The following is a 15,063-nucleotide window of genomic DNA, read 5'->3' as shown; positions in this document are numbered from 1 at the left end:
AAAAGGCACTCACCAAAATTGGCGAGTGCCTACTCCATTTCATTCAATGTTAAGTGTCGTTCGGCAGTTCCCTTCACTGTGCCATCTTTATCAATATATTGCGTTCGGTACTGAATGCCTCGAATATCTTTATCGATGGTTGTTGCATTCCTTGCAGCATCTACAAAAACGTAACTTACTTGAAGTTTATAGTTAAGGTTTTTTTGAGTTGTTGCTATTTCAGCAAGCAAATTTTCCAATAACTCATTTTTGTCTAAATACAAAGTATCCTGTTCTAGTTGACCCTGTTCATCAAGCTGTGTACGAATTGCACCTACATGAGCAGCTTCCAATGTAACTTCTGTTTCAGCCATTGTACGTGTAGATATATTTTGGATAGTTGCCCCATAGACAATAAAACCTATAAAAACTACGACTGCCAATGGCGGTATAAGCCACCTTAAAAAAATCGTCATGGGATAAAATTCTCCTTTCCTATGTCTTACCGGTCATATGGAACTTTCTGCATTAGATGTTCTTTTTTGAAAAATTGTTGCTCAACACATTTCTTGAAACACTTAGGATCATCCACTGAAAATTCTAATGGCGATAAGGCATCAGCAGGATATTCGAAAACTTTGTATTTCAAATCCATATTATTAAAAAAATCAATCAATTCTCTCGTTACTTCTTGGCCCTCAGTTGTATGTGGCATAGCCAAAATAAACGTTTTTTGTTGTAATTCCTTGGATAATAGTAACTTCATGATTGGTTCTTTAAAATCAACTTTTCCCTCTTCCTCTAAAACCAATGCACCACACTCTGGATGAGCACTTCGGAATGATAAGGCATCTAATCTAGAATCACATATAACTACATGCTGCATCGACTTCTTAATGTCAATGTAATTCCTGCTGTTTACTTCAAATTTCTTATCAAAAAACTGAAAATATCGATGGAACTTTTCTGTCTCTTTTACTAAAAAATCATTACCGTCTTTACAATTTTCAGGGTATATAAAAATTTGATAATCAACTTGTTCTTCTTCGAGACAACTACTTATTTCTTTTGCAGATTTATAGCCAGCAGCATCATCATCCATTGCAACAAGAAATCGTTTCTGACGTAATTTTTCCTTGTTGTCTTTGATGTAATTGCAAAGACTTTTGTATTTACGTGAACCAGTTAACGCCATAATCCCAACCTGTTCATCTACTTCACGAAATGATAGAGAGTCTAATATTGCCTCTCCAATCACAATAGTTTGTGATTCTTCAGGAATATCCACAAAAAAATCCCTCGCATCATTTGAGGGATTAACAATTAATTGGATTTCTTTAGGTTCAAGGTTCGGATTGATTGATGAACGTAATAATATTCTACCTACACGACCATCTTCCTCGAAAAGAGGTAATACAAGATTTCTTTGACACATCCAATCATTATCTGCATAATTTTTCGGTAATAGCCCATTCGCATAATCAAACATTAATTTTACGCCTTCTGGTTTCGAAAAATCAGCAATGAACGGTGTAGTTGTTGAGCGTGAAAGACCTCGATAGCCATTGTCCAATGTATCACTTTCTATATTGTGTAGAACATGATTAATTAACGATGTAAACTCATCCAATTGTTTAGCCTGTTTAACTGTAAGACCTTTACTTTTTTCTTTTTCAGTAGAATAAGAGATTTCAGTCTCTTTTTCCTCATATGTTAAAATAAAACGCTCACCGCAGGTATTTTCACGATTACATTGAATAAAATTCATATTGTTCTTATAAATAAACGCTTCCTGTTGCTGGCACTCTGGACAAGTACAAATAAAATATCGGCCTCGATCCTTTGCATTCAGTTCTGCCAACATCTCATTTATATCTTGATAAATTAATTTATTGTGGCTCATCCTCCTTCACCTCATCTCTTTGTAATTGCTGTTCAATATCTATCTTAAACTGTTGTAAAACTGGATTTAGAACAAGAGATTCAATCATTTCATCATTGGCTAATGCAAAGCCTTGTGTCAAAATAGCATCGTATTTTTCCTTTAAAGCAGAAGTAAACGTTAAATGTATCTCGTACGCTTCAGCAAAGCTGTTTTTTTCTACAAAAGTTGAAAACAGCGTCAGCTGTAAAGTTTGGTACAGTTTAAAATTAGGGCATAATGCATCGATGCGATGTTTTCCTACAGACTGAAAACTAGCTCCGGCATATTGAGTAAATGATTTAAAGATTGTCTCCTCTTGTAGCAGGGTATTTACTTTTTCCTCTAACAACTTTTGTTGTTGAAGAAAATCTTTTTCTGCACCGTCTAGATTTTTTCCAGCATCATATATTACCTTTTCCAACGCAGTTTTTATTGCTGCCATCATTTGCTCTAATTCCGAATAAAAACCTGTTTTAACAAGTGGCTGCATAGTTCCATATATTTGATTCAATTGTGAAGTATCTAAACAAATTGGAAATGGTGCAAAGGTAGAAATACCAAAGAGTTGATCATAGCGAGTCACAAATGTTACAAATTCTTTATTGATGAACAGCTGCTTTTCTTCCTCAACATAACCCTTTAAAGTATTGACATACTTATGGCGCATGTCCTCTTCCCAACTATCGAATGTTAGAATTGTATGTTCTAATTGCTTTTGGAGACTTTCTTTTTTGTCAAAATGGACTTGGCTAATGACTAAACATTGTCCATCAAGCCAAAATTCAAAAGACTTAGTGGAGGCTTCTCTTTTTTCTTTTATAAGTCTGTCTCGAATCCTATCAATAATTTCCTCAGCTTCGGTAAAAAAATAATTTCGCTCTTCGTCAATCTCTCTAAAGTAATCACCGTCATCCTTGAAACGAATCAAAACTTTTCGTAACACATCACATTCTCCTTCCTCACCAAAGCATTTAGATTAGAACCCTGATACTTTTCCTGTCATCCAAGCAACAAAAGACGCAGCTAGATAAACAATGGCAAATCCGATGAATACATTCATTAGCCAAGATTGTGCACTTTCCTTCTTTTGCGGATCTTTAGCAAACATCCAGACTAGTCCAATAAAAATTAAGACCAAGCCAGCTACTGCAGGAGCAAATTTCTGTACGTCAGTTGCAATATTATTAATAAGCGTAATGGCATTATCCATGTTGAATCCCTACCTTTCTTTATCTTTAGCCAATGAAGCGATGCTCCCTTTATTCTTTATATTGAAATCCAATACACATGCCTGATGTTGTTGATGTAACCATTCAAAATAAGACAATTCTTGTGCCGCAAATATTTCTTTTACTAACGATTCCATTTCAACAAAACCGTCTGGTTTAGCCTTTAGACGCTTTCTATCTGTTTGTGTCAATTCTTACTCTCCTCCCATAAAAAAAAGCAGAAGATTAATATCTTCTGCTCCCTAAATTCAACAAAGAATATTCTTTGTTAAATACCTAATCCGCTAAATACGTTGTCTACCATCTTCGTCCAGCCTGCTCCGATTTTTGCCATTAACGGATCTATAATGCCCGTTGAGAATGCTACCATACTACCGAATAGAACCAGTACGATGATAACTAACGTAATCTCTGCTTTGTAGTTATTCAAATTTTTCACCTCCTTTTAATGGCATAAAAAAAAAGAGTGCACAACGCCCTCTTCTGAGTTCATCCTATTTAGTTCCGGCCATGTCCTAAGCTGCCTGTCGAACTTTAAAAGAAAGTAATATGGTTATTTAAATGCCTAGCCCACTGAACACGTTGTCTACCATCTTTGTCCAGCCTGCTCCGATTTTTGCCATTAACGGATCTATAATGCCCGTTGAGAATGCTACCATACTACCGAATAGAACCAGTACGATGATAACTAACGTAATCTCTGCTTTGTAGTTATTCAAATTTTTCACCTCCTTTTAAGGCAATAAAAAAAGAGGTTAGCAGCCTCTTTTGAGTTCGCAATATTTATTTGTGTGTGGGCCAAAAGATAAGGACTCACCATTTCTGGCGAATCCTAATTTAACGCTCCAAGTCGCATAATTTAGTTACCTTTTTAGAAGGCTCTTTTTCTTTCTGCTGTTGTTCATATACAGATTGGTAGTTTAAAAACTTCTGATAATCTTCAGGGACGTTTTCCTTCAAAATATTTAGAAGGTTTTCATTTCCCCACTCAACAGTATTCGATGATAAACCGTAATTCTCCTGAATAACAAATGCTTCTTCATAAGGATCTAGTTCGTTGGGTGAAGCACCAAATTCAGATTTTAATACTTGAATAAATTCTGGATCTTTCAAAAAGGCACGTTGAATGTAACAGTCGATATATAATTGATCGCTTGGTACAATCATTTCATCATGTAACCTTTCACGTAGTTCATCATTCATTTATTCCACTAATATGGCTAAATCTAAATGTTTTCCATTCACTAGAACAGCTTGTGAACCCATGAATTACATATCCCCCTCCCATTTTTGATACGAAAAAAGGAATCCCCCATTTTTGGTGAATCCCTATCGTTCAAGTTCCAGAGCAGCCATAGCTTTATTACTTTTTCTATCAAGTTGTACAGGTTCATGTTCATATAATTTCTGATCAATCGCTGTAGAAAAATCCTTTAAGTGTTCATTCATATTGATAATGGCCTGTTTCACAGTGTTTTTAGCTGATTCTTTTACTTCTGTGATACCATCTCGAACATTATTCAGTAATCCGTTTGCATTGTCCTTCAGTTTTTGTTTGGTTACTGTAGTACGTTCAATGATACTGTCTTTAAAATGTTGACTATGGTCCTTCAGTTGCTTCTTCATCTCCACTAAATAGTGACCGAATGATTTTTTATTCTGCAACTCATTGGATTTAAGTAAACTTGCCATGCTTTCTTCGATGCGTGTAAAATGATCATTTAACATTTGTTCAAGCTCTTGTTTGGATAGGAACGCTTTCTCCTTTTCATCACCAACCACATATGTTTCAATCGTCTGCATCAACTCTGAACCATGCTTCGCCATTTCATCTTCTAGGTTGTCTGTTAATGTATCTCTTCCGTATATCCGTTTCTGATACTGTAACCACATGCTTTCATCTGTTAGTTCTTGATTAAGTCCTTCAAATGAAAAACCATGTTCCTTAGCAAGAGCCTTTGCATAATTTTCAGCGCGTCCATACTGCTTATATGCCTTTAATAGAAAAGGTTGATACTCTTCTCTACCATTATGTCCTTTATAGTGAACACCAGCATCCACATGCCACTTTCCAGCATCACCATACATGAAAATTTTAATGTTTGGCTTATTCCCATATGCTTCTTTTCTACTTTCTACATAGGATAATACGTCTGAAATTTGTACAGGCTCAGCACCATAACCATAAATCTGTTGTTTAGTAAGGTCCTTCATTTTCTATTCACCTCCTTTTCACTAAAAGTAGATCAGAAGAGAAAAGGACCTTCCCTATAGAGGAAAGATCCTGATTTATCATAGATGTAGTTGCTTATTTGTAATATCCTAATCTTCTGATACTAATACTTTAGCACAGTTTTTCGCAAAAAAAGTCCAAGAAAAGTCCAGAAAAAGTCCAAGAAAAGTCCAAGAAAAGTCCAGAAAAAGTCCAATAACCTAATGTGATCAAAGGATCACCGTAAAGGCAGAATTTTCTTTGGTCAAAAACAAACTTCAGTATTGGCCGGCTTGTGTGCTGCAGAGATACCAGCTTGATTGATGCGTTCAGAAGGAACAAGTTTATCAGCTAGGTACCTAGTGTTTTTGGTGGTCCATAAAAAGGCTTCAGCTTTTGACTAGATCGGATGCTGCAGAGGTACCTGGCTTTTACGATGAGCGCATAAGAAACAATCTTTTTCAGTTGCGTACTTGATGTTAAATGAGAGGTGTAAACTTTTTTAAAATTCCAGTTGTTATTTTACGTGGATTTTTACCTTTATTATTGAAAGCCGGTTTTCAAAAAAAAATAAAGGTGGAATTTTAAATGAGCGTAAAAAGAAAAAGTAGTCACTTTAAATATGGCTAAAATTCTTCAAAAGAAATTGGAAGCTAAAGGGGCTACTGTTTACATGTCTCGTGCCACAGATAGAGATTTTGAAGAGTTGGAATTTTCGTCATGAGGGGGTATTTGACGTATGGAAGGACTAATTCAAGCGATTTCAACCGTAGGATTTCCTATAGTGGCGTTTTTGTTGATTTTTTGGAAGTTTGATAAATCTCTTGGACTTTTAACCGAAGCTGTTAATAACAATACAACTGCTATTCAATTATTGCTTCAAAAAGAGAATAAAGACAAAAATAAATGACCCTTCATTAATGAACAGTTCGCCTTAAGGTGAACTGTTTTCTTCCAATTTCAATTGGTTTTTAATAAAAAAATAGTGTTCCTAGTAATATCTGTTTCTCGATAAATAATAATTAATGGATTTAAAGTGGAATTAAGTATAAATTTATTAGTAAAGGCGGTGTTTAAGTGAATTATGAAACTAAAATGAAGCAAAGACCTCATGTAGTAATTCTAGGAGCAGGCGCAAGTTGTGCTGCTATACCAAATGGGGATAAGTATGGTAAGAAAATATCTGCAATGAGTGGATTTATAGAAAGGTTAGGGCTTGGACATATCCTTAACAAAGTTTCTATTCATACACAATCAGATAACCTTGAAGATATTTATATGGAATTAGATGAACGTAGCGCAACTGAACCTATGTGTCTCGAGGTGAAATCTGAATTAGAAGTAATTATTAATAAATTTATGAGTGACTATAAGCTACCAAGCGAACCCACTATTTATGATTTTCTAATACTAAGTCTTACCCAAAAAGATCTAATCGCCACATTTAACTGGGACCCTCTTCTAGTTCAAGCTTTTCAACGTGCTCTTTCATATACTAAAAATCTTCCTAATCTTGTTTTTTTACATGGAAACGTTGCTGTGGGTTACTGTGAAGAAGATAATGCTATAGGTTATATTGGAAGTAAATGTAAGTGTAACAAACCACTTAAACCAATAAAATTATTATATCCAGTTAAGCAAAAGGATTATAACAGTGATATTGCTATCCAAAAATCATGGAAAAGTTTAAACAATGCTCTCGAGAAAGCATATATGGTTACTATTTTTGGATATAGTGCTCCAGCAAGCGATATTGCTGCAATTGAAATGATGAAACAAGCATGGGGTTCAATTGATACACGAAGCTTAGAGGAAATTGAAATAATTGATATTAGAGATGAAGATGATGTTTTGGATTCATGGAATAATTTCATTCATACTCATCATTACAAATATGCTACTAATTTTTTTGATACCACATTAGGGATGTTTCCAAGACGAACATGTGAAGCAACATTTGATAGGACAATGAATTGCGAGTGGCTTGATTCAACAAAAGGTTTTAGGGAGAATATGAGTTTTGAAGATATAGATATCGCCATTAAAGAACTACTTATTGACGAAATCTCAAAAAAAGGCACAATCGAGATACTTAATAATCCATACAAATAACGTTCCCACATGTAAGTTTGGAAATACTTTAAAAAGCCACGAATGTGAACTGCACCCCAATTGTTAGACAAAATCTAACAAATTGGAGGTGCAGTTTTTCTATGGACATTGTTTTTACCTCTTTTTATACCAGATGAATTGTTTTTACTTTTATCGTTTATTCTTCATTATAAAATGTGAATAAATGATTTGCTTTCAATATAGATTCACCATTAGCAATATGCCTTTTGTTCAACATTAGATTCGAAGCCTATTAAGAAAATATTCATTTTGCATAGACAGCAACCACCCTTCTGGTTTACTGTTTTTCTAAATAGCGATAAATCGTCGTGCGAGAAACACCCCATTTTTCCGCAACATCTTTAATCGGTGTCCCACTTTCAATTAAAGCTTTCATCATTTCAATATCTTTTGGTCCATACTTCTCTGGACGCCCACCAAGTCGCCCACGAGCTTTTGCAGCTGCTCGTCCAGCAGCCGATCGTTCTTCAATAAGATTACGCTCAAATTCCGCAAACGCTGCGAACAAGTGAAACATTAATTGTCCTGTTGCATTACTTTTGTCCATTGTTAAATTTTCTTGAAGACTATGAAAGCCTACACCTCGTTCATTTAAGTTGTTCACAATTTGAATCAAGTCTTGCATGTTGCGTCCTAATCGGTCCAAACGCCAAACAACAATTGTATCGCCTTCACGTACATATTGAAGTGCTTCCTCTAAACCTGGTCTTTGTTTTTTTGCCCCACTCATTTTATCGTGAAAAATTTTTGTACAGCCATGTTGCGTTAACGCATCTGTTTGTAAATCCAAATTTTGCAATCCTGTCGATACACGTGCATATCCAATTAACACCAGTTATCACTCTTTCTCATTTTTACTCTGATTTCATTGTAACATAAGATGGAAATGAGTAGGTTATTGAACATAGAATATTGAACAGGGTTTTATTACATTCAAGACATTATAAAACTCCCTTTTCTAATCAAAAGTTAGCGTGTTCAGAAAAGGACGAGTTTTGGAACAAATAATAATATGTGTGCTTTTTTAACTTTATTCAGCAATCGGGCCAGATTGTTGAATAACATCTCTTGGATAATAGGTATTTATGTTAAAATATGGTATACTTTATAAATTATAAAATACTATTTTCATTTAAAAGAGGCATATAAAAAATGGAAAATAAAATACTGCCGAAAGTTATACTAAGAGAATTAACTCTTGATGACGTGGAAGACCGATATCAATGGTGTTTAGATAAAGAAATAACAAAACACTTAAATATACCAGATAAATATCCACCATTTAGCAGAGAAGAAACTCAAAACTGGATTAAGATGTGTATTGATAAAACAAATGGGTATGAACAAAAAGCGATAGTAACTGAACAAGGAAAACATATAGGGTGGGTTGATTTGAAGAACATTGATAAATCAAATAAACACGCTGAATTAGGCATAGCAATAGGTAATAAATACTTTTTGGGTAAAGGATATGGATTATCTGCAATGAAAGAAATGCTTTTATGGGGCTTTAATGAATTAGAACTTAATAAAATTTGGCTAAGAGTAGAAGTTGATAATGTAAATGCGATTAAATCATACAAACGAATAGGTTATGTTGAAGAAGGAATTTTAAGACAAGATCGCTTAAGGAATGGTGAGTTTGTTGATCGTTTAAGAATGAGTATTCTTAAAGATGAGTTCTTTAAAAATTTGGACCTTAATTGAATTTGAATCTTCAACAATCGGACGCTTTTCCGGAGTAACGATACAAGCCCAATTTCTCAATTTTAATGCGAGAAATTGGGCTTATTTATGTTTACTTATAGTGCAAAATAACGCTTAAAATAAGCGCAAATTACCTCCTAAAGTGACAAATCTAAGAAAGCGATTGATTTAGGAAGAAGTATATGAAGCATTCTAAAGAATACACTTTCACTTAGAACAATAATAACAGGTTTTATTCCAAGCCAATGCTTTTAGGTTTGGAATTTTATTTTTTAAAAATAAAAATTAGATTTTCATGCTTTTCAATTCGTCTAATATGTAGAAAGGAGATGCTTATGAACCCACTAGAGGATGAAAGATTTCAATCTATTGTCAATGAAAATAATGATTATTTACTTAAGCTAAGCTATCTTTACGTGAAAGATTGGAATACTGCTGAGGATATTGTACAAGAGGTATTTATTAAATATTGGGTTAAGTCGGAGCAATTTCAAGCTCAAGCAAGTTTGAGAACGTACTTAACGCGAATGGCAATTAATCGATGTAAGGATTATTTGAAAAGCTGGCGATACAGGACACAAACATTAACCAATATTTTTACAGATATTATACGAAACAAAAATCAACTTATTCTACAAGATGAAAAATTGATTGTGGCAGAAGCGATCTTATCGTTGCCTATTAAATTTCGAGAAGTCATTATTCTGTATTACTATAATGAACTAACTATACAGAAAATCTCCAATATCTTAAATACGTCAGAAAGTACGATTAACTATCGATTAAAAAAAGCGAGGGAACGATTGAAGGATCTGCTATCTACTCAACAATGGGAGGTGCTTTTAAATGAATGAAATCAAACGACAATTAAAAATGAAAATCGGTGATACAACGCAGCAACAGAGAAATGTTGTTCATAAAATTCAACTACAAAATCCAACTTATTCAAAAAAGAGTAAACCATTGTTCCCTGCTATAGTAAGTATAGCTGTTTTCGCAGCCACACTTATTTTTGTTTTTTCTATGATTAGTGAAAAAAGTAAGCCTATTACTTCAGCAAACCTTCCTGACTCAATTCCAATGATTGATCCATCAAATGGTGAAGTTATAGAACTTGATTATCAAGAGTATAGTGTTTTCTTGAATTATATATTAGAAAATAAATATGGCAAACAGGAAGATGTATTATCGACTTTAAAATATAAACCCATAAAAAATGAATTTTCATCATCATATCTAGTAACATTTGATTGCGGAAAAGCTGTTTGTGCTAGTGCGTATCTTACTTTAGATAGTCAAACGAGTACAATGGCTCCTTTAGGAGAAGGTATTATTACAAGTGAACTCATCTATTCTCCAAATCAAGATAATGTCATGTTTTTACTTTCAAATAGTGAAAAAACAAAACAACGAATTGTCGTAATTAATTTTGATTCAAATGGTGAATCTAGAATTCCAACTCTATATCATGAGTATTTTAGTTACTATAATTGGCCCATAACTAATATTGAATGGATTACTAATAAAAAAATAAGTGTGACAGTTGCTGATATAGATGATAATACGAAAGAATTAATAGAACAATGGACTCAAGGAACGGAAAAATCTACAAAAGGAATTGAAATCACATTACCCTATTGAAAATTTCATTAGTTCGTTTATAGGAGCAATTATTTTATAATATCTTAGCTTTTTCACTAACGGGTACTTTGGTTCAATAACGATTTTCAACAATCGGGCGCTTTTCCGGAGCAACAATAAAAGCCCAATTTCTTAATTTTAATGCGAGAAATTGGGCTTTTTTATATTTACTTATAGTGCAAAATAACACTTGAAATAAGCGCAATTTACCTCCTAAAGTGACATTATCTTTTGTGGTGTTGCCGTTTTGTGCATTGCATTATTCGGCATTTACAATGATTTCTTTGCACCTCGTATCGGTCTTATCGGTACTGGCAATTACCATTGGACAACGTAGATTAATTATGAGTGGTAAGATAATTTTAGTTATTTATGAAGATAGATAAAGTACCAAACACCACTTTGGTGACTGAACGATAAAAGCGTCCTCAAACGACGCTTTGGGGAGGTTTTTTATTCGACTAACGAAGCAAAGTGTTGAAGAAGATTGATTATTTAATATAACAGCCTTATCAAGTAACTTGATAAGGCAAAGGTTCACTTTTTTTTAGATTTTTCATGTTCATTTCTTTGTTTTTGCTGTAACCAATAATCTGGTGGTTCATACTCAATTAAAGAATAATCAAGTTCAGCTCCATCCGTTGCTAATTGAACTAATAAATACTTCTCTATATTACTTGGGTTTATATCACCTGTTTTAATGCTAATAACATCAACTCCATTTCGTTTAGGTGTTCCAACAACAACAACTTGATTACCTTTTGTATAAACATCTGTGATATTTGTTTGAAATACAACTATATACAGGTCAAGGTCTGTTTCATTTATTTCAGTAGGAAAAGCTATACCCACATTCTGCTGGAAATTTAATTCAGCAGAAATTCCAATGGCGTAAAAAGGAAATATGCGGTGTTGAGCATAATGGATTCTAGAGGGAACGTAACTCCATCTCCCACCCCAATATGTGCTATGCCATTGTTCTTCGTATATTGGTCTAATATAGTCTGGCTCCCTTACTATTACATTGAATGGAATTTTTGTTCCTTCTTTTATTGCTACTGGAATGGGAAGGTCATCAGTAGGAAAATGCTGATCTGCCCCTTTTTCAAAGGGAAAGGGTGAATCAAGAATAGTGGTGGGTTTAGGTGGTTCGAGGCTATCTAAACGTTGTTCTAATTCCTGAATTTGTTTGTGTTTACTTTGATCACTATTCGTTTGCGAAAAGGGTAACTCAATCGAGTTTGCATTTATGGACTTACTGTAAACAAACAAGTTTAAAATAATTGAAAAACAAATAATATAACTAATCTTAGTCTTTAACATATTTTAGTCACCTCACCATATTATCTGTTTTTATGAGGATGTTATGCGTAAGATTAGTCGTTCAACGGGTGCATAGTGCATTAAGGATTTATATCGTATACATAAATAAACCTAATAACGTTCCCAAATTACAAATGATAATGTAAATATGCACACTTTTGCTTGAATAACTATGTACAGAATTGATTTTCTTTTTCATACTAATCTAGAGGTGATTAGTATGCACATGGCGCTAAATGTTGAAATGGATTTGGAAATCAAGAGTCTTTCAGACTTACCAAAAATTTAAACAACTAATGGAGCAGTTAAAAATGAAAATTAATAAGAGTCAATTAGCTAGGGAATTAGACGTAGATCGTAGAACGATTGATCACTATTTGGATGGTTTTATTCCTAAAAGGACGCGTAATAAGCCATCGAAAATAGATGAACACTATCAAATAATCGCAGCTCTTCTTTCTGAAGATTCCACGCAGAAGTTCTATTATCGTCGAGTGCTCTGGCAATATTTAAAAGACAATCATGAACTGGATTGTTCAGCATCTGCCTTTAGAGCATATATTGCGCGAACACCTGAATTTAAGGCGTATTTTGAGGAAGATAAACGAATTGTCTCCCCTAAAGGAGCAGCACGTTTCGAAACACCGCCTGGAAAACAAGCGCAATTAGATTGGAAAGAGAGCATTTCATACGAAACAAAAGATGGTGAACAAGTTGAAGTGAACGTAGCAGTACTAATCCTTGCACAATCAAGATTACGTACATTCCATTTGAGTATATCGAAGTCGCAAAGTGTTCTACTTTCCTTCTTAACAGAAACATTTGAAGCGCTTGGTGATGTGCCTGCGGAATTAGTGACTGACAATATGAAAACCGTCATGGATGAGGCCCGAACAGAACACTTTCCAGGCAAAGTGAATACGAAATTTGCACAATTCGCAAAAGACTTTGGCTTTATAGTCCGGCCATGTATCACTGGGCGTCCACGTACAAAAGGAAAAGTAGAAACCACAATGAAAATATTAGATGAAATCCATGCGTATCAAGGTCTATTGACCTTAGAAGAACTGCATCAATTTGTTCAAGATTTATGTAATCGTATCAACCGTGAAATTCATCAAGGCACTGGGAAAATTCCGATTTTTGAATTTAAAAAAGAAAGGAATCACTTACTCCAGTTACCAACTAAAAAGTAAGAGATTCCTATCGCATCAAACATACGCTTGTAAAAGTCAATGCATCCAACATGATTTCCTACAGATTGAACCAGTATTCAGTATCTGCAAAGTATGAAGGTAAGAAAGTAGGGTTACAAGTATATGATGATCAAGTATGGATTTATTATAACACGGAGCTCATCGCAGGCAAGTTAAATATCTCAACAATATCGTGGAGCAGGATTATCTCTTTATTAAAAAACGAATTCGCTCGATGCTTGGATTAAAGTCCATACGGACTGCCAAACGAATTATTGCTGGTAGAGGCTATGCACATGATCAAAAAAGGAATTCATCCATCAACTGTTTGGGTTAGTTGCTTAGACCAGGGGTCACTGGAAATCATTCACTTTTTTATATTTTCTTCAAGTGTTTGCAACAGAACCCTTTAAAGCCTATGTCATATGACTTTGTTGCAACCTCTAAGGTTCAATAGTTATATTATTTTTTATAGGTTTTTTAAACATTTGTTTGCCAAAAATTATATTAGAACCTAAAAAAACAGTTATAATAAGATATATTAATAATACTAGCGAAGAGAAATTTAAGGCTGTTTGGATTCCTTGTCTCTCCATTGTATTAGCAATAATAGGTACAAATATTATAGAAATTAGTGACATAAACATATCTTGAAATAAAGCCGTTCTGCCAAGAAATTTATTTCCTACTCGTATTTGTAGGGAGCTATCTAAACATATCATTAAACTTGTAGTTGATATACCTATAACAAACATCAACAATCCAGCAAGAATTATATTACCATAACCTAATATAAAAATCGAAACTGTAGACACTAACAAACAAACATTAACAACTATATAAGTATAACTATTTAAATTACTTAATTTGGAAAGAATTAGTGATGCAAGAATAGCCCCTACTGTAAATCCACCATCTAATATTAAATATCCAATTTCTTTTCCTTGAAAAAATTCATTTAATGGAACAATTAATAAACTAAATATAGAGGCAATTAATAATCCACTACTGGATATTAATATATGGAAATATATACTTGGAGCTACTTTAAATGCCAAAAATAACTCTTTCCATTCTAATAAGGTATTTTTTATACTGAATACCCTATTTAATAATACTTTATTCTTAAGCGGTAAATCTCCTAGAAGAATCATCATAAGTGCCCCCAATAAAAACCATATCGCAATAGAAGTAAAAGCTATTTCCTGATTAGTTAATGCCAAAACAAGGGTTGCTAGACCTAATCCTATTAACTGGCCAACTTGCATAACTCCTACACGAAATGCATTGAATTGGCTGAGAAACTTCTGATTTACCAGTAATGGTGAAATTGCAAAGACGCTTGCACGATACGCAGGTCCCACTAACGACATAAATAAAGAAAGAAATATTACACTTGTAACACTACCCATTATTATAACAATAAGACCTGCTATAATTATTAGCAATCCCCTAGAAAGATTAATAATAATAGAAACCTTATTTGGATTTATACGATCAAGAATTCCCCCAGCAAAGAATTGTCCAGCTAAATCTATAATAAACCCGGAAACCAGCGTAAAGGCAAATGCCATTAATGAACCTGTTATATCATATATTAGAATACCAGTCAGCAAAGTAAGACCGCTAAGTCCTATATTAGTGAATAGCACATTTAATAATAAGTATTTAGATTTTCTATCTATGTGTTGTAATATAAAGCGCGTTAACGCCATCGGG

17 protein-coding genes and 3 pseudogenes are annotated in these 15,063 nt (G+C 33.9%); 8 read left to right on the top strand and 12 right to left on the bottom strand.

The window, feature by feature from the left end:
• Window positions 1–29: 29 nt before the first annotated feature.
• The 9 genes from C9J37_RS18370 to C9J37_RS18340 all read right to left on the bottom strand — a co-directional run bounded on the left by C9J37_RS18370 (window position 30) and on the right by C9J37_RS18340 (window position 5,346).
• On the bottom strand, window positions 30–455 hold the full coding sequence (locus tag C9J37_RS18370; RefSeq protein WP_107896516.1) for a hypothetical protein: 426 nt from the start codon (window positions 453–455) through the stop codon (window positions 30–32).
• Window positions 456–481: 26 nt separating this feature from the next.
• The gene (locus tag C9J37_RS18365; protein ID WP_107896515.1) at window positions 482–1,882 is read right to left on the bottom strand and encodes a toprim domain-containing protein; all 1,401 of its coding nucleotides are present in this window, start codon (window positions 1,880–1,882) and stop codon (window positions 482–484) included.
• Window positions 1,869–2,846, bottom strand: a complete 978-nt coding sequence (locus tag C9J37_RS18360) for a hypothetical protein (RefSeq protein WP_107896514.1) — start codon at window positions 2,844–2,846, stop codon at window positions 1,869–1,871. Before C9J37_RS18360 ends, C9J37_RS18365 begins: the two co-directional genes overlap by 14 nt.
• A gap of 33 nt (window positions 2,847–2,879) precedes the next feature.
• Window positions 2,880–3,113, bottom strand: coding sequence for a pilin (locus C9J37_RS18355; protein WP_107896513.1), 234 nt, complete (start codon window positions 3,111–3,113; stop codon window positions 2,880–2,882).
• A 9-nt stretch (window positions 3,114–3,122) separates the two neighbouring features.
• On the bottom strand, window positions 3,123–3,323 hold the full coding sequence (locus C9J37_RS18350; protein WP_107896512.1) for a hypothetical protein: 201 nt from the start codon (window positions 3,321–3,323) through the stop codon (window positions 3,123–3,125).
• A 77-nt stretch (window positions 3,324–3,400) separates the two neighbouring features.
• Window positions 3,401–3,562 carry a hypothetical protein gene (locus C9J37_RS28390; protein ID WP_167397359.1) on the bottom strand — a complete coding sequence of 54 codons (162 nt, stop codon included), beginning with the start codon at window positions 3,560–3,562 and terminating at the stop codon, window positions 3,401–3,403.
• A 127-nt stretch (window positions 3,563–3,689) separates the two neighbouring features.
• Entirely contained in the window at window positions 3,690–3,851 is a 162-nt protein-coding gene (locus C9J37_RS28385; RefSeq protein ID WP_167397359.1) for a hypothetical protein, read from the bottom strand.
• A 118-nt stretch (window positions 3,852–3,969) separates the two neighbouring features.
• Window positions 3,970–4,335 carry a hypothetical protein gene (locus tag C9J37_RS18345; protein WP_107896511.1) on the bottom strand — a complete coding sequence of 122 codons (366 nt, stop codon included), beginning with the start codon at window positions 4,333–4,335 and terminating at the stop codon, window positions 3,970–3,972.
• Window positions 4,336–4,461: 126 nt separating this feature from the next.
• Window positions 4,462–5,346: a hypothetical protein gene (locus C9J37_RS18340; protein WP_107896510.1), complete on the bottom strand. Its 885-nt coding sequence runs from the start codon at window positions 5,344–5,346 to the stop codon at window positions 4,462–4,464.
• 608 nt (window positions 5,347–5,954) lie between these two features.
• Here C9J37_RS18340 and C9J37_RS29725 point away from each other — a divergent pair.
• From C9J37_RS29725 to C9J37_RS18325, 3 genes and pseudogenes are all read left to right on the top strand, one after another.
• A pseudogene (locus C9J37_RS29725) lies at window positions 5,955–6,068 on the top strand (hypothetical protein); the annotation flags it as partial.
• 15 nt (window positions 6,069–6,083) lie between these two features.
• Window positions 6,084–6,254, top strand: coding sequence for a hypothetical protein (locus tag C9J37_RS18330; protein WP_235617167.1), 171 nt, complete (start codon window positions 6,084–6,086; stop codon window positions 6,252–6,254).
• Between the two features lie 167 nt (window positions 6,255–6,421).
• Window positions 6,422–7,456 carry a hypothetical protein gene (locus tag C9J37_RS18325; protein WP_201262188.1) on the top strand — a complete coding sequence of 345 codons (1,035 nt, stop codon included), beginning with the start codon at window positions 6,422–6,424 and terminating at the stop codon, window positions 7,454–7,456.
• 298 nt (window positions 7,457–7,754) lie between these two features.
• Here C9J37_RS18325 and C9J37_RS18320 read toward each other — a convergent pair whose 3' ends face one another.
• Entirely contained in the window at window positions 7,755–8,309 is a 555-nt protein-coding gene (locus C9J37_RS18320; RefSeq protein ID WP_107896508.1) for a recombinase family protein, read from the bottom strand.
• Window positions 8,310–8,629: 320 nt separating this feature from the next.
• Between C9J37_RS18320 and C9J37_RS18315 the strand changes: the two genes are divergently transcribed.
• The 3 genes from C9J37_RS18315 (at window position 8,630) to C9J37_RS18305 (ending at window position 10,825) form a co-directional block, all read left to right on the top strand.
• The gene (locus tag C9J37_RS18315; RefSeq protein ID WP_107896507.1) at window positions 8,630–9,184 is read left to right on the top strand and encodes a GNAT family N-acetyltransferase; all 555 of its coding nucleotides are present in this window, start codon (window positions 8,630–8,632) and stop codon (window positions 9,182–9,184) included.
• Between the two features lie 335 nt (window positions 9,185–9,519).
• The gene (locus C9J37_RS18310) at window positions 9,520–10,038 is read left to right on the top strand and encodes a sigma-70 family RNA polymerase sigma factor (protein ID WP_107896506.1); all 519 of its coding nucleotides are present in this window, start codon (window positions 9,520–9,522) and stop codon (window positions 10,036–10,038) included.
• On the top strand, window positions 10,031–10,825 hold the full coding sequence (locus C9J37_RS18305) for a hypothetical protein (protein WP_107896505.1): 795 nt from the start codon (window positions 10,031–10,033) through the stop codon (window positions 10,823–10,825). The genes C9J37_RS18310 and C9J37_RS18305 overlap by 8 nt, the downstream gene beginning before the upstream one ends.
• A gap of 537 nt (window positions 10,826–11,362) precedes the next feature.
• On the opposite strand, the gene C9J37_RS18300 is transcribed toward C9J37_RS18305, so the two are convergent.
• Window positions 11,363–12,148 carry a hypothetical protein gene (locus tag C9J37_RS18300; RefSeq protein WP_235617166.1) on the bottom strand — a complete coding sequence of 262 codons (786 nt, stop codon included), beginning with the start codon at window positions 12,146–12,148 and terminating at the stop codon, window positions 11,363–11,365.
• Between the two features lie 220 nt (window positions 12,149–12,368).
• Here C9J37_RS18300 and istA point away from each other — a divergent pair.
• Both istA and C9J37_RS18290 read left to right on the top strand, forming a co-directional pair.
• Window positions 12,369–13,508, top strand: a pseudogene (gene istA / locus C9J37_RS18295) (IS21 family transposase); the annotation flags it as partial.
• Window positions 13,499–13,689: pseudogene (locus C9J37_RS18290) on the top strand (DDE-type integrase/transposase/recombinase); the annotation flags it as partial. The pseudogenes istA and C9J37_RS18290, both read left to right, overlap by 10 nt.
• A 98-nt stretch (window positions 13,690–13,787) precedes the next feature.
• On the opposite strand, the gene C9J37_RS18285 reads toward C9J37_RS18290, so the two are convergent.
• On the bottom strand, window positions 13,788–15,059 hold the full coding sequence (locus C9J37_RS18285) for an MFS transporter (RefSeq protein WP_107896504.1): 1,272 nt from the start codon (window positions 15,057–15,059) through the stop codon (window positions 13,788–13,790).
• Window positions 15,060–15,063: the final 4 nt, after the last annotated feature.

Origin of the sequence: Lysinibacillus mangiferihumi (assembly GCF_003049665.1) — a bacterium.
Lineage (GTDB): Bacteria > Bacillota > Bacilli > Bacillales_A > Planococcaceae > Lysinibacillus > Lysinibacillus mangiferihumi.
This window is presented reverse-complemented; position numbering and strand designations above follow the sequence as displayed.